At 71.8% G+C, this 21,192-nt stretch carries 18 protein-coding genes; 5 read left to right on the forward strand and 13 right to left on the reverse strand.

Translation table 11 applies throughout. The annotated features are described in order from the left end of the window. The first annotated feature begins 25 nt into the window (after positions 1–25). Positions 26–532 (forward strand): PaaI family thioesterase, encoded by a 507-nt coding sequence (locus ACIBTX_RS06690; RefSeq protein ID WP_357133507.1) that lies wholly within the window; start codon positions 26–28, stop codon positions 530–532. Between the two features lie 105 nt (positions 533–637). Here ACIBTX_RS06690 and ACIBTX_RS06695 read toward each other — a convergent pair whose 3' ends face one another. The 3 genes from ACIBTX_RS06695 to ACIBTX_RS06705 form a co-directional block, all read right to left on the reverse strand. Beyond that, entirely contained in the window at positions 638–1,579 is a 942-nt protein-coding gene (locus ACIBTX_RS06695; protein ID WP_357133509.1) for an acyl-ACP desaturase, read from the reverse strand. Between the two features lie 71 nt (positions 1,580–1,650). After that, positions 1,651–2,979, reverse strand: a complete 1,329-nt coding sequence (hisS, locus tag ACIBTX_RS06700; protein ID WP_357175765.1) for a histidine--tRNA ligase — start codon at positions 2,977–2,979, stop codon at positions 1,651–1,653. Between the two features lie 72 nt (positions 2,980–3,051). Further along, positions 3,052–3,762 carry an MBL fold metallo-hydrolase gene (locus ACIBTX_RS06705; protein WP_357133513.1) on the reverse strand — a complete coding sequence of 237 codons (711 nt, stop codon included), beginning with the start codon at positions 3,760–3,762 and terminating at the stop codon, positions 3,052–3,054. A gap of 265 nt (positions 3,763–4,027) precedes the next feature. Between ACIBTX_RS06705 and ACIBTX_RS06710 the strand changes: the two genes are divergently transcribed. Then, positions 4,028–4,900 carry a peptidylprolyl isomerase gene (locus ACIBTX_RS06710; RefSeq protein ID WP_357133515.1) on the forward strand — a complete coding sequence of 291 codons (873 nt, stop codon included), beginning with the start codon at positions 4,028–4,030 and terminating at the stop codon, positions 4,898–4,900. Positions 4,901–4,959: 59 nt separating this feature from the next. Next, positions 4,960–5,799 (forward strand): peptidylprolyl isomerase, encoded by an 840-nt coding sequence (locus ACIBTX_RS06715; RefSeq protein WP_355053634.1) that lies wholly within the window; start codon positions 4,960–4,962, stop codon positions 5,797–5,799. Between the two features lie 66 nt (positions 5,800–5,865). Here ACIBTX_RS06715 and ACIBTX_RS06720 read toward each other — a convergent pair whose 3' ends face one another. The 8 genes from ACIBTX_RS06720 to ruvC all read right to left on the reverse strand — a co-directional run bounded on the left by ACIBTX_RS06720 (position 5,866) and on the right by ruvC (position 15,454). Further along, positions 5,866–8,385, reverse strand: a complete 2,520-nt coding sequence (locus ACIBTX_RS06720; RefSeq protein ID WP_355053635.1) for a bifunctional (p)ppGpp synthetase/guanosine-3',5'-bis(diphosphate) 3'-pyrophosphohydrolase — start codon at positions 8,383–8,385, stop codon at positions 5,866–5,868. A 247-nt stretch (positions 8,386–8,632) separates the two neighbouring features. After that, positions 8,633–9,199, reverse strand: coding sequence for an adenine phosphoribosyltransferase (locus tag ACIBTX_RS06725; protein WP_357133529.1), 567 nt, complete (start codon positions 9,197–9,199; stop codon positions 8,633–8,635). Positions 9,200–9,400: 201 nt separating this feature from the next. Beyond that, a complete protein-coding gene (gene secF / locus ACIBTX_RS06730) occupies positions 9,401–10,591 on the reverse strand; it encodes a protein translocase subunit SecF (RefSeq protein ID WP_357134885.1) in 1,191 nt (396 codons plus the stop codon). A gap of 1 nt (position 10,592) precedes the next feature. Then, on the reverse strand, positions 10,593–12,506 hold the full coding sequence (secD, locus tag ACIBTX_RS06735) for a protein translocase subunit SecD (RefSeq protein ID WP_357175771.1): 1,914 nt from the start codon (positions 12,504–12,506) through the stop codon (positions 10,593–10,595). A 279-nt stretch (positions 12,507–12,785) separates the two neighbouring features. After that, entirely contained in the window at positions 12,786–13,124 is a 339-nt protein-coding gene (yajC, locus tag ACIBTX_RS06740; RefSeq protein ID WP_357134887.1) for a preprotein translocase subunit YajC, read from the reverse strand. Between the two features lie 139 nt (positions 13,125–13,263). Continuing rightward, the gene (gene ruvB / locus ACIBTX_RS06745; protein WP_357175774.1) at positions 13,264–14,331 is read right to left on the reverse strand and encodes a Holliday junction branch migration DNA helicase RuvB; all 1,068 of its coding nucleotides are present in this window, start codon (positions 14,329–14,331) and stop codon (positions 13,264–13,266) included. Further along, positions 14,328–14,930 (reverse strand): Holliday junction branch migration protein RuvA, encoded by a 603-nt coding sequence (gene ruvA / locus ACIBTX_RS06750; protein WP_355053641.1) that lies wholly within the window; start codon positions 14,928–14,930, stop codon positions 14,328–14,330. Before ruvA ends, ruvB begins: the two co-directional genes overlap by 4 nt. Next, complete coding sequence (gene ruvC / locus ACIBTX_RS06755; RefSeq protein ID WP_357134893.1) at positions 14,927–15,454, reverse strand: crossover junction endodeoxyribonuclease RuvC; 528 nt, start codon at positions 15,452–15,454, stop codon at positions 14,927–14,929. The genes ruvA and ruvC overlap by 4 nt, the downstream gene beginning before the upstream one ends. A gap of 630 nt (positions 15,455–16,084) precedes the next feature. Between ruvC and ACIBTX_RS06760 the strand changes: the two genes are divergently transcribed. Then, positions 16,085–16,867, forward strand: coding sequence for a 3-hydroxybutyrate dehydrogenase (locus ACIBTX_RS06760; protein ID WP_357119513.1), 783 nt, complete (start codon positions 16,085–16,087; stop codon positions 16,865–16,867). A gap of 14 nt (positions 16,868–16,881) precedes the next feature. After that, positions 16,882–18,801, forward strand: coding sequence for a helix-turn-helix domain-containing protein (locus ACIBTX_RS06765; RefSeq protein ID WP_357119516.1), 1,920 nt, complete (start codon positions 16,882–16,884; stop codon positions 18,799–18,801). Between the two features lie 103 nt (positions 18,802–18,904). Here the strand turns inward: ACIBTX_RS06765 and ACIBTX_RS06770 are convergent, their stop codons facing one another. Next, complete coding sequence (locus ACIBTX_RS06770; protein ID WP_357119519.1) at positions 18,905–19,513, reverse strand: TetR/AcrR family transcriptional regulator; 609 nt, start codon at positions 19,511–19,513, stop codon at positions 18,905–18,907. Between the two features lie 11 nt (positions 19,514–19,524). Then, the gene (locus tag ACIBTX_RS06775; protein WP_357119522.1) at positions 19,525–21,093 is read right to left on the reverse strand and encodes an MFS transporter; all 1,569 of its coding nucleotides are present in this window, start codon (positions 21,091–21,093) and stop codon (positions 19,525–19,527) included. Positions 21,094–21,192: the final 99 nt, after the last annotated feature.

Genomic DNA, 21,192 nt, shown 5'->3' on the forward strand with positions numbered 1-21,192 from the left:
AGCAACATCCTGCGACGCTGCGTCCATGACACAGACTCAGGAGCCGGCGCGCAGCCGTACCTTCACCTGGTCGGACCCGGCGGCCAACGCGGCGCAGGTCGGTCGGCGCAGCGGCCTCGACATGCTTCGCGCGATGATCGCGGGGGAACTGGCCGCGCCCCCGGTGATGCACCTGCTCGACATGGCCCGCATGGAGGCCGACGAGGGGCGGGTCGTCGTCGAGCTGACCCCCCAGGAGTTCCACTACAACCCGCTGGGCACCGTGCACGGCGGCGTTCTCTCGACACTGCTGGACACCGCCGCCGCCTGCGCCGTACACACCACGCTGCCCGCCGGGGTCGGCTACACCTCGCTGGACCTGAACGTGAAGTTCCTCCGGCCGGTCACCGTCGCGAGCGGCACGTTGAGCTGCGAGGGCACCGTCCTGCAACGCGGACGCCGCACGGCCCTGGCCGAAGCCCGCCTAACGGACGCGCAGGGCCGCCTGGTAGCCCACGCCACCAGCACCTGCCTGATCCTCCCCCTCCCCTAACCCCACCCCTTTGCCGTCGATCTTGCAGTTCCTGTCACCGAAACGCGGGCTGTGCCCCGATTCGTGACAACAGAAAGTGCAAGATCGACGGGGTGCAGGTGGGGGTTAGCGCTGGGCCAGGCGGGCGGCTCGGGCGTCGCGCTTTTCTTCGAAGCGGGACGCCGCGCGGTCCAGGGCGTCGAGCTGGGTGGCGAGTTGTTCGCGGGCGGCTTCGCCGTCGGCGTCGAGGCCGGTGACGTTGAAGACGTCCCACTGGCGCAGCACCGGCTGCAACACCTCGTCGCGGTGCTGGCGCAGGTCGTAGATGCCGGCCAGGGCGATCGCCACCGACTTGCGGGCGAAGCCGTCGATGCCGCTGCCGGGCATCTGGAAGTCGGCGACGACATCGGCGACGGCCCGCATGGCCTGGCTCGGGGCCAGCTCGAACGCGGCGGCGAGCAGGTTCCGGTAGAAGACCATGTGCAGGTTCTCGTCGGCGGCCACCCGGGCCAGCAGCGCCTCGCAGGCGGGGTCGCCGGTGGCCTTGCCGGTGTTGCGGTGCGAGATCCGGGTGGCCAACTCCTGGAACGAGACGTACGCCAGCGAGTGCAGCACCTCGTCGCCGTGGGCGTTCGTGTAGCCCTCCGACATGTGCGTCATCCGGGCCCGCTCCAACGCCACCGGGTCGACGGCGCGGGTGACGGTCAGGTAGTCGCGGATCGCGACGCCGTGCCGGCCCTCCTCCGCGGTCCACCGGTGCACCCAGGTGCCCCAGGCGCCGTCGCGGCCGAACAGGGTGGCGATCTCGTGGTGGTACGAGGGCAGGTTGTCCTCGGTCAGCAGGTTCACGATCAGCGCGGTGCGGGCCACGTCCGGGATCGTTGAGTCGGTCGGCGACCACGCCTCGCCACCGAGCGGCCCGTCGAAGGTGCGCCCCTCGCTCCACGGCACGTACTCGTGCGGGAACCATTCCTTCGCCAACGAGAGATGGCGGTCCAGGTTGCGCGCGACTACCGGCTCCAGCTCGACGAGCAGGGCGGTCTGGCTCAGTGTGGTGCTCACGGTCACGAAGAACTCCCTACGGTGGCGTAACTTACGCTACCGTAGGTCCCCGCGACCGATAGCGCCAGTGGAAGCCCTCAGTTCACCGCCGGCCGGAGGTCGCCCGGGGGTGGCGTCCAGGCCTGCGCGTCGGCCGTGACCTGCTCACCGGAGCGGATGTCCTTCACCTCGTCCGCCGCGCCGTCGGCCCCCGGGAACCAGACGTACGGAATGCCCCGCCGCTCGGCGTACCGGATCTGCTTGCCGAACTTGGCCGCGCTCGGGGACACCTCGGTGGCGATCCCCCGCCGACGCAGCTCTGCCGCGATCTTGTCGCTGGCCGCCCGGTGCTCCTCGTCGGCGAGCGCCACCAGGACACAGGTGGGCACCGAACGGGAGACGGTCAGCTCCCCCGCCCCGAAGAGCAGCCCGAGCAGCCGGGTCACCCCGATCGAGATGCCCACACCGGGGTACGAGACGGCGCCGGCGCTGGCCAGGTTGTCGTACCGGCCGCCGGAGCAGATCGAGCCGAACCGCTCGTAGCCGCGCAGCTGGGTCTCGTAGACCGTGCCCGTGTAGTAGTCCAGGCCGCGGGCGATGCGCAGGTCGGCCACGCAGAGGCCGGGCGAGTGCCCGGCCGCGGTCTCCACCACCCGGACCAGCTCGTCGACGCCCTCGTCCAGCAGCGGGTCGCTGACCCCGAGCGCGCGTACGGCGTCGGCGAACGAGGCGTCCGGCGCGGAGATCTCGGCCAACGCGAGGCACGCCTTGGCCTGCGCCTCGCTCGCCCCCGCGGTCTCGGCCAACAGCTCGACCACCTTCGCCGGGCCGATCTTGTCGAGCTTGTCGACGGTACGCAGCGCCGCCTCCGGGTCGGTCACCCCGATGCCCCGGAAGAAGCCCTCCCAGATCTTGCGGTTGTTGACCTGGATGGTCACCGGCGGGATGGGCAGGGCACGTAGCGCGTCCCCGATGACCAGCGGCATCTCCGCCTCGTGGTGCGGGGCGAGGGTGTCCCGGTCGACGATGTCGATGTCGGCCTGGACGAACTCCCGGTAGCGGCCCTCCTGCGGCCGCTCCCCCCGCCACACCTTCTGGATCTGGTAACGACGGAACGGGAAGGTGAGCTTGCCGGCGTTCTCCAACACGTAGCGGGCGAACGGCACGGTCAGGTCGAAGTGCAGCCCGAGCTGGTCATCACCACCGGCGCCCTCGGCGTCGGCGTGCAGCCGCCGGATCACGTAGACCTCCTTGGAGGTCTCCCCCTTGCGCAGGAGCTGGTCCAGCGGCTCCACCGAGCGGGTCTCCAGGGGGGCGAACCCGTACAGCTCGAAGGTGTCGCGGATCTTGTCGAGCACGAACTGCTCGATCATCCGCTGACCGGGGGTCCACTCCGGGAACCCGGAGATGGGCGTGGGCTTGCTCATCGCGTACTCCTTGCGGTTCCGCGCCCATGGCGCGGTGGTGTCGTGGGTCCGCGCGCGGCGCGGACGAATGATCTAGAAACCCCGGGTGGGCGCGGCCGGCGACGTGCCGGCCACCTCGACGAGGTACGGGTTGCCGGCGCGCTCGCGGCCGATGGTGGTGCTCGGGCCGTGGCCGGGCAGCACGACGGTGTCGTCGGCCAGCGGAAGGATCTTGTCGCGCAGGCTGGCGAGCATGGCCGGCATGCTGCCGCCGGGCAGGTCGGTGCGGCCGATCGAACCGGCGAAGAGGACGTCGCCGGAGAGGCAGATCTCGTCCGCCTCCCAGCCCGACCCGGCGCCGGGCAGCCGGAACAGCACCGACCCGCCGGTATGGCCCGGCGCGTGGTCGACGGCGATCTCCAGGCCGGCGAGCGTGAGGGTGGCGCCGTCGGTCAACTCGGCCACGTCCTCCGGCTCGCTGTAGCTCAGCCGGCCGCCGAAGAGCGACGTCAGGTCGGCCGAGAGGCCCTTGGCCGGGTCGGCGAGCATCTCCCGGTCGCCGGGGTGCACGTACGCGGTGATCCCGCGGGCGTCGCAGACCGGCGCCACCGAGAACGTGTGGTCCAGGTGGCCGTGGGTGAGCAGCACAGCGGCCGGATGCAGGCGGTGCTCGGCGAGCAGCGCGTCGAGTTGGTCGAGCACCCCGATGCCGGGGTCGACCACCACGCACTGCTCCCCCGGCGCGGTGGCGACCACGTAACAGTTGGTGCCGAAGGCGTCCGCGGGAAAGCCGGCCACGAGCACGGGCGCTGTCCTCTCCGTCGAGCTGTCGTCCTGCCAGCAGCCTATCGGGCGGGCCGAGCGGGTTCGCCGCGTCCGTCCCGCGCGCCCCGACCGGCACAGTGACAACTTCCGATAAGCGCTGCTCGGGACGGGGTGGACCTCGTACACCACATTCCCAGTCACTAGCCGTACACTCTGGCGGGCGTGTGGCGCGGCACACGCGACGCCCGGACGGGCCGGGAGAGCCGGCCGCCGGTGACGATCAGGCGAAGAAAGGGGAGCACCTGTGGCTTCCAGCAGGGACCGGCAGCGCAAACTGGCGCGGGCCAAGCTCGACCGGCAGATGGCACGCCGGGCGGCCGCCACGCGGCGGCGTCGGCAGATCCAGGCCGGCGTGGGCGCCTTCCTGGTCCTCGCGGTGATCGTTGCCGGCTCGGCTTGGGCGCTCGGGGCGTTCGACTCCGACCCGAAGCAGAACGCGGCCGCGGAGGACACCTGCCTCTGGACGCCGCAGGACGCGACGGCGAACACCAACCTCAAGGACGTCGGCACGCCGGAGACCAAGGGTCTGCCGACCGACGGCACCCGGGCGATGACCGTCACCACCAACCAGGGCGCGCCGATCACCGCCGAGCTGAACCTGACCAGCTCGCCGTGCGCCGCCGCGAGCATCGCCCACCTGGCGAGCCGGTCGTTCTACGACAACACCAAGTGCCACGAGATCACCACCGACGGCGCGCTACGCTGCGGTGACCCCAGCGGCACCGGCCTCGGTGGGCCCACCTACTCGTTCTACGACGAGGACGTGCCGACCGCGCCGTCGCCCTCGGCCAGCCCCGCGCCCGGACAGCCGCCGACGTACCCCAAGGGCACCGTGGCGATGATCTCCAACCCGCCGGGCGCCAACGGCAGCCAGTTCCTGATCTTCTTCAAGGACTTCACCACGGCGGACCCGAAGTACCCGGTGATCGGCAAGGTCACCGGCGGGCTGGACGTGGTGGAGAAGATCGGCGCCCAGCCGACCGTGGACAATGGGACCGGGGCGAAGGTGAAGCCCAAGACCGACGTGGTGATCCAGAGCCTCACGGTCGGCGAGCCGGTCACCGGCGCGGCACCGCCGCCCTCCGGCGCCCCGGCCAGCAGCCCGAGCGCCGGCTGACCGGTCGCCCCCACCCACCCGAGCGGCACCCCGCAGCAAACAGCCAGGAGGATCCAGGCGTGACGTCCACCAGAGAGCGGCAGCGCGCGGCGGCACGCGCCCGACTCGAGAAGGAGATGGCCGAGCGCTCGGCCAAGGCCCGCAAGCGCCGCCAGACGCAGGCGATCGTCGGCGCCGCCGCCGTGCTGGTCCTCGTGGTCGCCGGCACCGTCTGGCTGGCCACGACCCTCGGCGGCGACGACGACAAGGACAAGAACGCCGCGTCGGCGCCCGGGGCGTCCGAGTGCGTCTACAACGCGATGCCGGCCGACCAGCGGTCCCCGCAGATCAAGGACGTCGGGGTACCGAGCAACCAGCAGTCCGCCAGCGGTGTGCAGACCATGACGATCGACACCAACCTGGGCCCGATCACGGCCAAGGTCGACCGGTCGCAGGTGCCCTGCACGGCGGGGGCGTTCAGCCTCCTCGCCGAGAAGAAGTTCTTCGACAACACCAAGTGCCACCGCCTGGTGACCGAGGGCATCAAGGTGCTGCAGTGCGGTGACCCGAGCGCCACCGGCAAGGGTTGGCGGGACACCGACGGCACGGGTGGCCCGAGCTTCCGGCTGCCCGAGGAGAACCTGCCCACCGACAAGCGCCCGCCGTACCCGGAGGGTGTCATCGCGATGGCCAACTCCGGTCAGCCGGGCAGCACCGGTAGCCAGTTCTTCATCGTGTACGGAGACTCGCCGCTCGACCCGGCGTACACCGTGCTGGGCACCGTCACCGGTGGCATGGACATCGTCAAGGACGTGGCCAAGGCCGGCGACGACGGGGCGTTCGCCCAGCAGGCCGGTGGCGGCCACCCGAAGAAGGAGGTCGTCATCAAGACCCTCACGATGAGCGCGCCGCAGGGCTGACGCCCACCAGGATGACGAAGCGCCCGCCGGCTGAGCCGGCGGGCGCTCTCGTGTGTGGGGTACGCGTCAGGCGCCGGAGGTGACCCGGTACGCGTCGAACACACCGTCGACCTTGCGAACGGTGGCCAGCAGGTGGCCCAGGTGCTTCGGGTCGGCCATCTCGAAGCTGAACCGGCTCACCGCGACCCGGTCACGGGTGGTGGTGACGGTCGCGGACAGGATGTTCACCCGCTCGTCGGAGAGCACCCGGGTGACGTCGGCGAGCAGCTTGTGCCGGTCCAGAGCCTCGACCTGGATCGCCACCAGGAACGTGGAGGCGGACGTGAGCTTCCAGCTCACCTCGACCACCCGTTCGGCCTGCGCCCGCAGGTCCTCGGCGTTGGCGCAGTCGTCACGGTGCACGCTCACCCCACCGGAGCGGGTGACGAACCCGAACACCGAGTCGGGCGGAACCGGGGTGCAGCACCGCGCCAGCTTGATCCAGACGTCGCTGACGCCCCGGACCACCACGCCCGGGTCGCTGCTGCTCTGCCGGCTGCGCGGCGGCCGGGTGGCGACGGCGGTCTCGGCGATGTCCTCCGCCGCGCCCTCCTCGCCGCCGTACGCGGCCATCAGCTTCTGCACCACCGACTGCGCGGAGACCTGGCTGTCGCCGACGGCCGCGTAGAGCGAGGCCACGTCGGCGAGGTGCAGGTCCCGTGCGATCGACATCAGCGCGTCGGAGGTGAGCATCCGCTGCAGCGGCATGCCCTGCTTGCGCATCGCCTTGACGATCGCGTCCTTGCCGGCCTCGATCGCCTCCTCGCGCCGCTCCTTGTTGAAGTACTGGCGGATCTTGGTGCGAGCGCGCGGGCTCTTGACGAATCCCAGCCAGTCCTGCGTGGGGCCGGCCGTCTCGGACTTCGACGTGAAGATCTCGATCACGTCGCCGTTGGACAGCGTCGACTCCAGCGGCACGAGCTTGCCGTTGACCCGCGCGCCGATGCACTTGTGCCCGACCTCGGTGTGCACCGCGTACGCGAAGTCGACAGGCGTCGACCCGGTCGGCAGCGGGATGACGTCACCCTTGGGGGTGAAGACGTACACCTCCTGGCTGGACAGGTCGAAGCGCAGCGCGTCCAGGAACTCGCTCGGGTCGGCGGCCTCGCGCTGCCAGTCCAGCAGCTGCCGCAGCCAGGTCATCTCGTCGATGTGCGCCGGCGGACCGACCACCGGGGTGCCCTTGTGCTCCTTGTACTTCCAGTGCGCGGCGATGCCGAACTCGGCGGTGCGGTGCATCGCGTACGTGCGGATCTGCATCTCCACCGGCTTGCCGGTGGGCCCGATGACCGTCGTGTGCAACGACTGGTACATGTTGAACTTGGGCATGGCGATGTAGTCCTTGAACCGGCCCGGCACCGGCTGCCAGTTGGCGTGGATGACCCCGAGCGCCGCGTAGCAGTCCCGCACCGTGTCGACCAGGATTCGCACACCCACCAGGTCGTAGATGTCGTTGAAGTCGCGACCCCGCACGATCATCTTCTGGTAGATCGAGTAGAGGTGCTTCGGTCGGCCGGTCGTCTCCGCCTTGATCTTGGCGGCCTTCAGGTCGGTGCCGACCTTCTGGGTGACCTGCCGCAGCAGCGACTCGCGCTGCGGCTGGTGCTCACCGATCAGCCGGTTGATCTCCTCGAACCGCTTCGGGAAGAGCGTGCCGAAGGCCAGATCCTCCAGCTCCCACTTGATCGTGTTCATACCGAGGCGGTGGGCCAGCGGCGCGAGGATCTCCAGGGTCTCCTTGGCCTTCTGCTCGCGCTTCGGCGCCGGCAGGAAGGACAGGGTACGCATGTTGTGCAGCCGGTCGGCCAGCTTGATCACCAGCACCCGCGGGTCCTTGGCCATCGCCACGACCATCTTGCGGATCGTCTCGGCCTTGGCCGCGTCGCCCAGCTTGACCTTGTCCAGCTTGGTGACGCCGTCGACCAGCAGGGCGACCTCGCCGCCGAAGTCGGCGCGCATCGCGTCGAGGGTGTACTCGGTGTCCTCGATAGTGTCGTGCAGCAGCGCGGCGACCAGCGTGGTCGTGTCCATCCCCAGGTTGCCCAGGATCGTCGCCACGGCGAGGGGATGCGTGATGTACGGGTCGCCGGACTTGCGGTACTGGCCGGAGTGCCACCGCGCGGCCGTGTCGAAGGCACGCTGGAGCAACCGTGCGTCGGCCTTCGGGTGGTTCTCCCGGTGGCTGGCGATGAGCGGCTCCAGCACCTCGCTGACCTGCGAGGTCTGCCAGGGCGCGTTGAACCGGGCCAGGCGGGCGCGCACCCGTCGGCCGGTGGGCGCGTTGGAGAACCCGAAGCCGCCGCTCGGCGACGGGTCGACATCGGTCGGGAACGGAACCACGACCCCGTCCGCGCCGGGCGACGCCTCGACGGCGCTCGCCGTGACCTCGGTAGGAGCCGTCACGCTGTCGGCAGGAGCCCTGCCGGAGCCGTTGTCGGTGCCCGTCACCCGGGCCGGCGCGTCGCCGTTCCGGTCGGTCACCGAGCCGTCAGCGTCGCCTGTGGGGTGCACCGTGCCCTCCGCCGGAGGGACGACATCGTGGGACACCGGCCTCCTCACCGCTCGCCGGAAACACGCCGGCCGTGTGTCGGCCGGCCTGGTCTCGCGTCGCCGGACGGTGTACCGCCGGCGTCAGCAATGGGCAATGCTACCCGCACGGACGGTCCCCTGCCGCTCCGCCGGACGGTCGACGCCCCGGGCGGCCGGCCTGACCGGGCCTCGGCTCCGCCGGTCGGCACGGCCGTTCGATCCGCGACGTGGGCGCACCCCCGTCCCAGCGCCAGCGCGACAGGGATCAAACGGTCAAAAGGGCATGGACCGGACGCGGCGTCAGTCGCTCCCGGGCGCCCAGGAAGGCAAGCTCCAACAGTACGGTGAAGCCCGTCACCGTACCGCCCGCACGCTCGACCAGGTCCAGCGTCGCCTCGGCGGTGCCCCCGGTGGCCAGCACGTCGTCGACGACGAGCACCCGGTGGCCGGCGGTGAAGGCGTCCTCGTGCACCTCGAGCGTGGCCTCGCCGTACTCCAGCGCGTACGAGACCGAGTGCGCCGGACGGGGCAACTTGCCGGCCTTACGCACCGGTACGACACCCACCCCGGCCGCGTACGCGACGGCCGCCGCGACGACGAACCCCCGCGCCTCGATGCCGACCACCACGTCGAACGCGTCCCGCCCGTGGTACGCGACGATCCCGTCGACAACCTCGCGGAACGCCTTTCCGTCGGCGAACAGCGGCATCAGGTCCTTGAACAGGACACCGGGCTTGGGGAAGTCCGGCACGTCCAGCACCCGGCTGGCCACCAGTCGGGCGGCCTCCGGGCCGCTGTCCCCCCGCGGGGCGCTGCTGTGGGTCTCCGTCACGGCTGTTGCGTTCCCTTCCAACGACGACGGCGTCCGGCATGCTGCTCGCACAGCATGCCGGACGCCGTTCGGGCGTTTCCTCCCGGGTCAGCCCCGGGCCGATCAGGTGCTGCGAAAGGAAGGGCCCCTTGTTATCGCCTGGTGCATAACAAGGGGCCCTTCCTTTCGCCCTCGCCTCGCGCTGGTGAGCGCGCCGGCCGGTCAGCGACGCTTGGCGCCACCGGGCCGGTTACCGCCGCCGCCGGGGCGGCCGCCCCGCGCGCCGGTCGGCCGCTTGCCCGCCGGCCGCGAACCCACCTTGGGGGCCGCGCCGGCCAGCGCCGCCGAGTCCGGGTCGATCACGTCGGCCGCGTCGCCGTCGACCGGCGTCGGCGTGACCTTGCCGGTGGCCTCACCACGGCCCAACGCACCCCGGCGGGTCTGCACCCGCTTGTTGTGCGCCTGGATACGCGGGTCGTAGTTCTTCAGCAGCGCCAGCAGCGGCGTCGCCACCAGGATGGAGGTCAGGAACGCCACCGCCATACCGACGAACAGCACCAGGCCGAGGTCCTTCAGGGTGCCCGCGCCGAGCAGGCCGGCACCGATGAAGAGCAGACCGCCGACCGGCAGGAGCGCCACCACGGAGGTGTTGAGCGACCGCATGAGGCTCTGGTTGACGGCCAGGTTGGCCGCCTCGCTGTACGTCATGTTGTTGTTGGCGGTGATGCCCCGCGTGTTCTCCTGCACCTTGTCGAAGACCACCACCACGTCGTAGAGCGCGAAGCCCAGGATCGTGAGGAAGCCGATGATCGTCGACGGGGTGACCTCGAAGCCGACCAGCGAATAGATGCCGGCGGTCAGGATCAGGTTCATGAACAGCGACGAGACCGCCGCGACGGCCATCCGCCACTCGAAGCGCAGGATCAGGTAGACCATCACCAGCGCGATGAAGATGACCAGGCCGAGCACCGCCCGCTCGGTCACCTGGCTGCCCCACGCCTCGCTGACCTGGTTGCTGCTGATCTCGTTGGCGTTGATGTTGAGGTCTTCGGCGATCTGGGCCTTGACCGCGTTGGCCTGCTCGACGGTGAGCTGCGGCGTCCGCAGCTCGTACGAGTCGCCACCCGGGCCGCCGACCTTCTGCGTGGTGGCGACCTTGACGCCGGTGTTCTCGGTCGCGAGGGCCGAGTTGACCTCGCGCTCGGCGTCGTCCAGGGTGCCGACGCTGGCCGGCACCTGGAACGAGTTACCGCCGGCGAACTCGATGCCGAGGCTGAAACCGCGGAGCGCGAAGCTGAGGATCGCGACCAGGATCAGGACACCGGCGACACCGAACCACAGCTTGCGGCGGCCGACGATGTTGAGACCGGCCTCGCCGTTGTAGAGGCGGCTCGCCAAACCGTTTTGAGCCATCTCAGGCCTCCTTGGCGCGCGGGTTGCGGGGCTGAGTCTGCTGGCTGCGGGCCGGAAGAGCCCGGCCCAGGCCGCTGACCCGCGGGGACAGGAACGCCCGGGTCCGGGCGAACATCGTCATGATCGGGTGCCGGAAGAGGAAGACCACGACCAGGTCCAGCACCGTGGCCAGGCCGAGCGCGAACGCGAAGCCCTTGACCGTGCCGACCGAGACCACGTAGAGCACCACCGCGGAGAGCAACGTGATCGCGTTGGCCGAGATGATCGTCCGGCGGGCCCGGATCCAGGCGCGGGGCACCGCGCTGCGTGGGCTGCGACCCTCTCTGATCTCATCCTTGAGTCGTTCGAAGTAGATGACGAACGAGTCCGCCGCCACACCGAGCGAGACGATCATGCCGGCGATGCCGGCGAGGGTGAGCGTGAAGCCGATCTGCCGGCCGAGCACCACCAGCGCGCCGAAGACCAGCAGCGCGGAGAGGATGAGGCTCAGGAAGATGACCGAGCCGAGCAGCCGGTAGTAGAAGAACGCGTAGATGATGACCAGCAGCATGCCGATGCCGGCCGCGAGCAGACCGGCCCGCAGGTGGCTGGCGCCCAGGGTCGCCGTGACGTTCTGCGCCTCCTGCTGCTCGAACGTCACCGGCAGCGCGCCGTAGCGGAGCTGACCGGCGAGGGTGCTGGCGTCCTTCTGGGTGAACTGGCCGGTGATCTGCGAGTTGCCGGTCAGCACACCCTGGATCTCCGGCGAGGAGACGATCTCGTTGTCCAGCACCACGGCCACCCGGCACTTGCCGTCCTGGCCGAGGGCGGTGGCGTCACAGGCCTGGCCCTCGTTGCCGAACGCCTCGCGGGTCAGCGCCGTCCACTTGCCCTGGCCGTCGCCCGTGAAGTCGAGGCTGACCACCCAGGAGTTGGCCTGGTCGAGCACCGCGTCGGCGTCGTCCACGTCGGTACCCAGCACCTTGGCCTGGTCGAGCAGGTACTTCGACGCGCCGTCCTCGCAGGACACGACCTGCTGCTTCGGGTCGGAGATCGACGCCGGCGGGCGCTTGTCGAGCTGCGCGCAACCGATGGTCGGCACGTTGAACTGCATCTGCGCCGGCAGGACGGCGACCTCTTGCGGGGTCAGCGTGCTGAACGGCTTGAGCTTGTCGCCCAGCGACGGGTCGGCGCTGAGGTCGGCGGGGGCCTGCAGGCCACTCGCGGTCTGCCAGGCGGCGGCTCCGACCTTCTGCTCGACTGCCTTGCGCTGCTCCTCGATGCTCGCCGGCACCGGCTCGGCGCTGGCGCTCGCCGAGGGCGCGGCACTCGCGGAGGCCGACGGGGTCGGCGTGGCGCTGGCGGACGGCGCGGGCGCCATCCCGCCCTGTCCACCGCTGGCCGACGGGCTCACCTTCGCCGCGCCGGTCGCCGACGGGGTCACCTTCGGCGCGGCGCTAGCCGACGGGGCGCCGGACGGCGGCGCGGCGCTCGGGGTCGGCGCGGCGGCCGGCGGCGCGACGGCCGTCCCGCTGCCGTCGGCGGCCTTGAGCACCTTGCGGAAGCGCAGCTCGGCGGCGCTGCCCACGTCGGTGAGGTCCCGGTTCTCACCGGGCAGGGAGATGACGATGTTCCGGTTGCCCTCGGTGACCACCTCGGCCTCGGCCACGCCGAACGCGTTGACCCGGCTCTCGATGATCTGGCGGGCCTCCTCGAGGTTCTCCGCCGTCGGGGGCTTACCGTCGACGGAGTTGGTCGCCTCCAGCGTGACCCGGGTGCCGCCGATCAGGTCCAGGCCGAGCCGTGGCTCCAGCCGGTCCTTGAAGCTGCCGCTGGCACCGCCCGCGAAGAACACCAGAAGGTAGAGGACGACGAAGATGAGCCCGAGCACGGCGAGTTGCCGGCCGGGGCGCATCTGTCCCTGAGGTGGTGCCACGGTTGTCCTGTCTCCCTGTACGGTCGCGCCGCTGCGCGCGGCGGCGGCGAGTGTCGAGCCGGGGGTTCCGGCCAACGATCTGACCTGGGTCGGCGGGGTGCCGACACAGTGACCGGACACGCCGGCACGGGGACGCCGACGGCCACGGGAACGTGCCGACGCCCGGCGTCGACCCAACTATCCAGTTTTCACGTCACGTCCGCTGCCCCGTCGGGCGCGGTGCCCCGGGGAGTCGGTCGGCCGGCCTTGCCGCCGGAACCGTCGACCCCTCGCGGGAGGTCACTCCTTGACGGTGTCCGCGTCCTCGGTGACCGGCTCGCTCGGCAGCTCCGCGCGGGTGACCACCCGGGCGATGGCCGGGCGGGCGTAGCGGGTCTGGACGCCCGGAGCGATCTCGAGCAGGACGGCGTCGTCCTCGACGCCGGTGACCGTGCCGTAGAGCCCGCCGATGGTGACGACCTCGTCGCCCGGGCCGAGCCCGGACTGCATGGCCTCGGCGTCGCGACGACGCTTCTGCTGGGGACGGATCATCATGAAGTACATGACGCCGCCGAGCAGGACGACCATCAGGACCGGCGTGAAGCCGCCGGCTCCACCACCCGCTGCAAGGTATTGCACGGTTACTGCCTTCCCATTGGCCTCCACGCCGGCACGGGGGGTGCCAGAGCGGAGGCGGATTCTCACAACCTGTACAGACCGCGGCGAAGTCTAATCCCTGCACCTGAGAACACCGAATGCGGCACAGATCACGTTCACATTACGGCTGATCGGTATCTACGGAGAACAGATCGGGTGTCGGCGGGATATCCGCCCCAAATGTACCATTCGGTGGCGTACGCCCCAGATGCAGCCAGGCGGCCTCCGTCGCCACCCGCCCCCGGGGCGTGCGTGCCAACAGGCCGGCACGCACCAGGAACGGCTCGCAGACCTCCTCGACCGTGTCCGGCTGCTCCCCCACCGCCACGGCGAGGGTGGACAGCCCGACCGGGCCACCCCGGAACGAGTCCACCAGGGCGGTCAGCACCGCCCGGTCCAACCGGTCCAGGCCCAGCGCGTCGACGTCGTACACCGTCAGGGCCTTGCGGGCGGTGCCGAGGGTGACCACACCGTCGGCGCGGACCTCCGCGTAGTCACGGACCCGGCGCAACAACCGGTTGGCGATCCGGGGCGTGCCCCGGGAGCGGCCCGCGATCTCGGCCGCGCCGTCCGGGGTGATCGGCACCCCGAGGATGCGCGCCGAACGGTGCAGCAGCGTCTCCAGATCCGCCGGGGCGTAGAAGTCAAGGTGCGCGACGAAACCGAACCGGTCCCGCATGGGTCCGGTCAGCAGACCCGAGCGGGTGGTCGCGCCGACCAGGGTGAACGGCTCGACGTCCAGCGGGATCGCGGTCGCGCCCGGCCCCTTGCCGACCACCACGTCGACCCGGAAGTCCTCCATCGCGCTGTAGAGCAGCTCCTCCGCCGGTCGGGCGATCCGGTGGATCTCGTCGATGAAGAGCACGTCGCCCTCGGCGAGGCTGGTCAGGATCGCCGCCAGGTCACCCGACCGTTCGATCGCCGGACCGCTGGTCACTCGGATGCCCGCGCCCATCTCGGCGGCGACGATGTTGGCGAGGCTCGTCTTGCCCAGCCCGGGTGGCCCGGACAGCAGGATGTGGTCCGGCGGCGACCCCCGCCGCATGGCGCCCTGCAACAGCAGGTCGAGCTGGTCACGCACCCGGTCCTGGGCGATGAACTCCGCCAGCCGCCGAGGCCGTACGGTCGCCTCCGCGTCGCGCTCGGCATCGCTGACGTACGCCGAGACGAGCCCGTCGGTCTCGCTCATCGGGTCCGGCCCAGCAGCCGGATGGCCTGCTTGAGCAGGACCGGCACGGGCGGGGTGGGCCCGTCGATCGTCTCCGCCACGGCGGCCACCGCCTGGTCCGCCTGCCCGGCCGTCCAGCCCAGCCCGACAAGCGCCTGCCGGACCTGGTCGGGCCACGCGCCACCGGTCACGCCACCGGCCCCGTCGGCGCCGATCGAGACCGGGCCGATGCGGTCACGCAACTCCAGCACCAGCCGCTCGGCGCCCTTCTTGCCGATCCCGGGCACCCGGGTCAGCGCGGCGGTGTCGGCGTTGGCGATGGCCTTGCGCACCGCGTCCGGCGTGTGCACCGCCAGCACGGCCTGGGCCAGCCGCGGGCCGACCCCGCTGGCGGTCTGCAACAGCTCGAACAGCGCCCTGGCGTCGTCGTCGGCGAACCCGTACAGGGTCAGCGAGTCCTCCCGGACCACCAGGCTGGTCGCCAGCCGCGCCGGCTGTCCCACCCGCAGCTCGGCGAGCGTCCCGGGAGCGCAGTGCACGGCCAGGCCGACCCCGCCGACCTCGATCACGGCCAGATCCGGACCCGTCGCGGTCACCGTGCCGCGCACGCTGGCGATCATCGTGCTCCTCCTCGTCGTGCCCGGTCGGCCGCGGCGGCCAGCTTGGACCGGGTGCCGCCGCGCCACACGTGACAGATGGCCAGGGCGAGCGCGTCGGCGGCGTCCGCCGGTTTCGGCGGCTCGGCCAACCGCAGCAGCCGGGTCACCATCGCGGTCATCTGCGCCTTGTCGGCCTGACCGGAACCGGTCACCGCCGCCTTCACCTCGCTCGGGGTGTACGTCTGCACCGGCAACCCGGCCCGCGCCCCGGCCAGCACCGCGATGCCGCTGGCCTGGGCGGTGCCCATCACCGTACGGACGTTGTGCTGACTGAACACCCGCTCGACGGCGACACTCTCCGGTTCGTGCTTGGTCACCAACTCGGTCAGCGACCGGTCCAGGTGCAGCAGCCGCAACGCCAGGTCGTCGGCCGGATCGGTGTAGACCACGTAGTAGGCGACCAGCGTGCAGGGCCGGCCGGGCACGCCCTCGACGACGCCCACCCCACAGCGCGTCAACCCCGGATCGACCCCCAGCACCCGCACGCCGCCCCCTCCCCCAGTACGTGTGTTCGACACCCTAACCCCCACCCTCCCCATCGCCCCCACGGGACACGCCCCGCGCCCCGCGCCCCGCGCCCCGCGCCCCGCGCCCCGCGCCCCGCGCCCCGCGCCCAAGATCCTCACAAGATCGGGGATGTTGCTGCCTCAGCCGCGCCGGAGACAGCAACATCCCCGAAGTCGCGCGGATCTTGACGGCGCGCGCCAGCCACGACCACCGACCGGCACGGGTCTGCGGGCCGACGGGCAGCGGCACGGGCGGGCCGGGCCGGCACGGCTCAAGGTCACGCTCGATCCTGGATGTAGTGGCCTCTCGCACCGCCGACACCACTACATCCTGGATGCAGCGCGATCTTGCGGGCGGCCCAGCGGGCAGCGCGGCGGCCGGGCGGGCAGCGCGGCGACCCGGCGGGCAGCGCGACGGCCCAGCGGGCAGCGCGACGACCCAGCGGGCAGCGCGACGGCCCAGCGGGGGCGCGGCGACCCGGCGGAGCGGCAACCCACCAGGCCTACGACCCAACGGAGCGACGACCCAGCGGGGCACACAGCTTTGCCCGGGAGTATGTGGCTCCGGCCCATGTGCCGACGGACACACAGCTCGTAACTTCTTGCGCCATGACGGCAGAACCCGTGGCGGTCCCCCACGTCGTACAGGTCGACCTCGCCGGTCGGACCGCCCTGGTCACCGGCGGCGGCAGCGGCATCGGGCGGGCGTGCGCCCTGCGTCTCGGCGCGGCCGGCGCGAAGGTGCTCGTAGTGGACCGCAACCTGGAGGCGGCCAAGGCCGTGGCCGCCCAGGCCGGCGGACGCGCCGAGGGCGTGGACCTGGCCGACCCGGCTGCCGTGGACGCGCTCGACGTGGACGTCGACATTGTGGTGAACAACGCGGGGCTCCAGCACGTGGCGCCGGTGCAGGATTTTCCCGTCGAGCGTTTCGAGTACATCCAGCGGGTGATGGTGGAGGCGCCGTTCCTGCTGATCCGCCGGGCGCTGCCGCACATGTACGCCCGGGGCTGGGGTCGGATCGTCAACATCTCGTCGGTGCACGGTCTGCGGGCCTCGCCGTACAAGGCGGCGTACGTCTCGGCGAAGCACGCCCTCGAAGGGCTCTCGAAGGTGGTGGCGCTGGAGGGCGCCGCGCACGGGGTGACCGCCAACTGCATCAACCCCGCGTACGTGCGGACCGCCCTGGTGGAGAGCCAGATCGCCGACCAGGCGGCCAGCCACGGTATCGAGGAGGCCGAGGTCGTCGAGAAGATCATGCTGGCCCGGGCGGCCGTCAAACGGCTGATCGAACCGGAGGAGGTGGCCGAGTTGCTGGCGTACCTCTGCTCCCCGCCGGCGGCCTTCATCACCGGCGCGTCGATCGCGCTCGACGGGGGCTGGACGGCCAACTAGTGGGTCCGCGCACAATGTCGACCATGTCGTCGCCGGTGGAGTTCCTGGAACTGCTCGCCCGCGAGGCCGCCGCGGTGGAGTTCGAGGGCCCGCTGGTGGCCGCGCGCGCCGCGGGTGTGCCGCCGGCCCGGCTGGCCGAGTTGGAGCAGGCCAAGACGGTGGCGTTGCGGGTCCGCGCGCTGCTGGAGCGCCGTCGTCGCCGGGAGACCGAGCTGTCCGGCCTGTACGACACGGTCAGTGACCTGGCCGGGCTGCGCGACCTGGACGACGTGCTGCGGGCGATCGTGCACCGGGCGCGCAACCTGCTCGGCGCCGACGTGGCGTACATGACGCTGAACGACGACGAGCGCGGCGACACGTACATGCGGGTGACCGACGGGTCCGTGTCGGCCCGCTTCCAGCGGTTGCGGCTGCCGATGGGCGCCGGCCTCGGTGGTCTGGTGGCCCAGTCCGGCGCGCCGTACGTCACCGCCAACTACGGCGAGGACGCGCGCTTTCACCACACCGGTGAGATCGACGCCGGAGTGGGCGAGGAGGGCCTGGTGGCGATCCTCGGGGTGCCGCTGCGGCTCGGGTCCACCTCGATCGGGGTGCTCTACTCGGCCAACCGCTCGGCCCGGCCGTTCGCCCGGGAGGAGGTGGCGTTGCTGGTCTCCCTGGCCGCGCACGCCGCGGTGGCGATCGACACGGCCCGGCTGCTGGCCGAGACCCGTTCGGCGCTGGCCGAGTTGTCGGCGGCGAACACCACCATCCGGGCGCACAGCAGCTCGGTGGAGCGGGCCGCGGCGGCGCACGACCGGATGACGGCGCTGGTGCTGCGCGGCGGCGGCGTGGAGGACGTGGCGGCGGCGGTGACCGACGTGCTGGGCGGGGCGCTGCTGGCGTTGGACGCCGAGGGCCGCCTGCTGGCCCGGGTCGGCGAGATCGACGAGCCGGAGCGGGCGGACATCGTCGAGGCGGTGGCCGCTTCCCGGACCGAGGGGCGCAGCGTCCGCCGTGGTCCACTGTGGTACGCGGCGGTGGTGGCGGGCGCCGAGAACCTGGGCGCGCTGGTGTTGCGTCCCAACGACGAGTTGGTCGACGCGGACCAGCGCATCCTGGAGCGGGCCGCGCTGGTGACCGCGCTGCTGCTGCTGTTCCGCCGGACGGTCGCCGAGGCGGAGGGGCGGGTCCGTGGCGAGTTGCTGGACGACCTGATCGCCCGGCCGCTGCGCGACACCGACGCGCTGCGCAGCCGGGCCCGTCGGCTCGGGGTGGACCTGGACGCGCCGCACGTGCTGGTGACGGTGGGCGACGACGCGATCGCGGCGACCGGCTCGGCGCGGCAGCGGGTGCTCTCCTGGGCCACCACGTACGCCTCGACGCGGGGTGGCCTGGCGGCGGCGCGCGACGGTCGGGTGGTCCTGATGCTGCCGGGCCAGGATGCCGGCGGCAGCGCCCGCGCGGTGGCGCGGGACCTGTCGCGGGTGACGGGCCGGCCGGTGACCGCCGGGGCGAGCGGCCCGGCGACGGGGCCGGGGGCGCTGGCGGGGACGTTCCACGAGGCGGACCGGTGCCTCACCGCCCTCGGCGCGCTGGGCCGCGCCGGTCAGGGGGCGAGCACCGCCGAGTTGGGCTTCGTCGGGCTGCTGCTGGGCACGGTGGGTGACCGGGGCGACAGGGACGTGGCGCGGTTCCTCACCACCACGGTCGGACCGGTGGTCGACTACGACGCCCGGCGCGGGACGGCGCTGGTGAAGACGCTGGAGGCGTACTTCGGGGTGGGTGGCAGCCTGGCCCGGGCCGCCGAGCAACTGCACGTGCACGTCAACACGGTGACGCAGCGGCTGGAGCGGGTCGGGCAGCTGCTCGGCGCGGACTGGCAGCGCCCCGAGCGGGCGTTGGAGGTGCAGTTGGCGCTGCGCCTGCACCGGCTGCGCGCCCCGGCGGGCTGACCCGACGCGCGGTCGAGAAGGCCCCGGCCAGGGCGCGCGGTCGGTGCAGGCCCCGGCCAGGGCGCGCGGTCGGTGCAGGCCCCGGCCAGGGCGCGCGGTCGGCTCAGCGGGCGCGGATGCCCTCGAGAACAGCGTCCACGACCTGCGCGGGCAGCTTGCGGTTGTCCAGCTCCGGGTTCCACTGGAGTACGCGTTGGATCAGCATCGGCCCGGTGAGCAGCGCCATGGTGACCTCGATGTCGATGTCGGGCCGGAGCAGTCCCTCGTCGATGCCGCGCCGCAGCACCTCGCGCATGAGCTGCCGCCGGGGCTCGATGATGTTCTGGTAGAGCTGGAACTGGTCCGGGCTGCGGTTCACCGCCGGCACCAGGCACGGCATGATCTTCGTCGCGCGGGGGTCGACGTTCTGCCCGACCGCGCCGACCAGCAGCAGCAGGTCGTCGCGGACGGAGTGGCCGGCCGGCTGCGGCATGATGCCCTTGAGTCGGCGCAGCGCGTCCAGCAGCAACGCGTCCTTGCCGGCCCAGCGGCGGTAGATGGTGGCCTTGCCGACGCCGGCGCGGGTGGCGATCGCCTCGATCGAGAGCGCCTCGATGGTGCTGCCCTCGGCGAGCAGGTCGAGGGTCGCCTCGATGATCGCCTCGTCGGCGCGGATGCTCCGCGGTCGCCCGGGCGACCGCGGAGCATCTGCGGTGGAGGTCATGTCGGACATCGTCCCCGAACCTAGGCCGTCCCGGCCAACTCGGGCTCGGCGGCGGGGGCCGCCGACGCCGGAGCCAGCGCGTCGCGGCCCGGCATCCACCGCAGCACCACCAGCATGCCGAGAGCCGCGACGATCGCGGACAGCGCCGCCGCCCAGTGCATGGCGGTGACGAAGGCATCGTTGGCCGCCGAGATCAGCGTGGGCGCTGCCGGGCCGAGCTGTCCGGCGGCTGCGTACGCCCCGGAGATCGACTCGTTGGCCGCGTCCTGCGCCTGGGCGGGCAGGCCGGTCAGCGCGTCGCCCACGTCGCTGCGGTAGACCGCGCTGAGCACCGAGCCGAGGACCGCCACGCCGAGCGCGCCGGCCACCTGGCGGACGGTGTTGCTCACCGCGGAGCCGACGCCGGCCTTCTCGCGCGGCAGCGCCGACATGATGGACTCGGTGGCCGGCGGCATGATGTTGGCCATTCCGACGCCCTGGAGGAAGAAGACGACCAGCACCATCCAGATCGGGGTGGAGGCGTCGATGAAGGCGAACGCGGCCAGCGCCACCACGGTCAGCCCCAGCCCGACGGCGGCGACCGCCCGGCCGCCGTAGCGGCGGACCATCGCGGCGCTGCGCGGCGCGAAGATCAGCTGGGCCCCGGCGAAGGGCAGGAAGAGCAGACCGGTCTGCAGCGGGCTGTAGTCGCGAACCAGCTGCAGGTAGAAGGAGCTGAAGAACATCACGCCCATCGCGGCGAAGAACACCAGGCCGACGATGGCCACCGGCGCGGCGAAACGGGGCACCTTGAACAGGCGGACGTCCAGTGACGGGTGGTCGGAGCGGAGCTCGTGCCGCACGAACCAGGCCAGCACGGCGATGCCCACCAGAATCGAACCCCAGGCCACCGGACGGTCGAAGCCGTGCTCGCCACCGTCGATGATGCCGTAGGAGAGGGCCACCAGGCCGACCACGGAGAGCAGGACGCCGAGCAGGTCGACGCGGCCGGGGCGCGGGTCACGCGACTCGGGGACGAGCAGCGCCACCAGGATCACGCCGGCGACGACCACCGGGACGTTGATCAGGAAGACCGAGCCCCACCAGAAGTGCTCCAGCAGCGTGCCGCCGAGGATCGGGCCGATCGCCACGGCCAGGCCGACCGCGCCGGCCCAGACGCCGATGGCCCGGCCGCGCTCGCGGGGGTCGAAGACGTTGGAGATGATCGAGAGCGTCACCGGCATGATGGCCGCGCCGCCGACCCCCATCAGGGCGCGGGCGCCGATGAGCTGCGCGGGGCTGTCGGCGTACGCCGAGAGCAGCGACGCCAGGCCGAACAGCGCCAGCCCGATCATCAGGAAGCGCTTGCGGCCGGCGCGGTCGCCGAGCACGCCGAAGGTGAACAGCAGGCCGGCGAAGACCAGCGTGTAGGAGTTGATCGCCCACTCCAGCTCGCCCTGGCTGGCGCCGAGACCGTGTACCGGGTCGGCCAGGGTGCGGAGGGCGACGTTGAGGATCGTGTTGTCGAGGACGACGACGAGGAGGCTGATCACCAGCACCCCCAGGATCGCCCACCTCCTCGGGTGTCCTGTGTTCTCGTGCAGCTCCATGCCCGGTTCTCCCCCCGGTTGCACCCGTTCCGCAATACGATACGGGCCAGACTCGTAACGGCGAACAGACTACGACCAGCCATTAACGATACGGAACTG

This window comes from Micromonospora sp. NPDC049359 (assembly GCF_044466585.1).
Classification (GTDB): domain Bacteria; phylum Actinomycetota; class Actinomycetes; order Mycobacteriales; family Micromonosporaceae; genus Micromonospora.

Coding starts and splice junctions, on each gene's coding strand:
- ruvA (WP_355053641.1), bottom strand. CDS start 14,930: ATGATCGCCAGCGTGCGCGGCACGGTGACCGCGACGGGTCCGGATCTG.
- ruvB (WP_357175774.1), bottom strand. CDS start 14,331: ATGAGCGAGACCGACGGGCTCGTCTCGGCGTACGTCAGCGATGCCGAG.
- ACIBTX_RS06775 (WP_357119522.1), bottom strand. CDS start 21,093: ATGGAGCTGCACGAGAACACAGGACACCCGAGGAGGTGGGCGATCCTG.
- ACIBTX_RS06770 (WP_357119519.1), bottom strand. CDS start 19,513: ATGTCCGACATGACCTCCACCGCAGATGCTCCGCGGTCGCCCGGGCGA.
- ACIBTX_RS06765 (WP_357119516.1), top strand. CDS start 16,882: ATGTCGACCATGTCGTCGCCGGTGGAGTTCCTGGAACTGCTCGCCCGC.
- ACIBTX_RS06760 (WP_357119513.1), top strand. CDS start 16,085: ATGACGGCAGAACCCGTGGCGGTCCCCCACGTCGTACAGGTCGACCTC.
- hisS (WP_357175765.1), bottom strand. CDS start 2,979: ATGAGCAAGCCCACGCCCATCTCCGGGTTCCCGGAGTGGACCCCCGGT.
- secF (WP_357134885.1), bottom strand. CDS start 10,591: ATGGCTCAAAACGGTTTGGCGAGCCGCCTCTACAACGGCGAGGCCGGT.
- ACIBTX_RS06690 (WP_357133507.1), top strand. CDS start 26: ATGACACAGACTCAGGAGCCGGCGCGCAGCCGTACCTTCACCTGGTCG.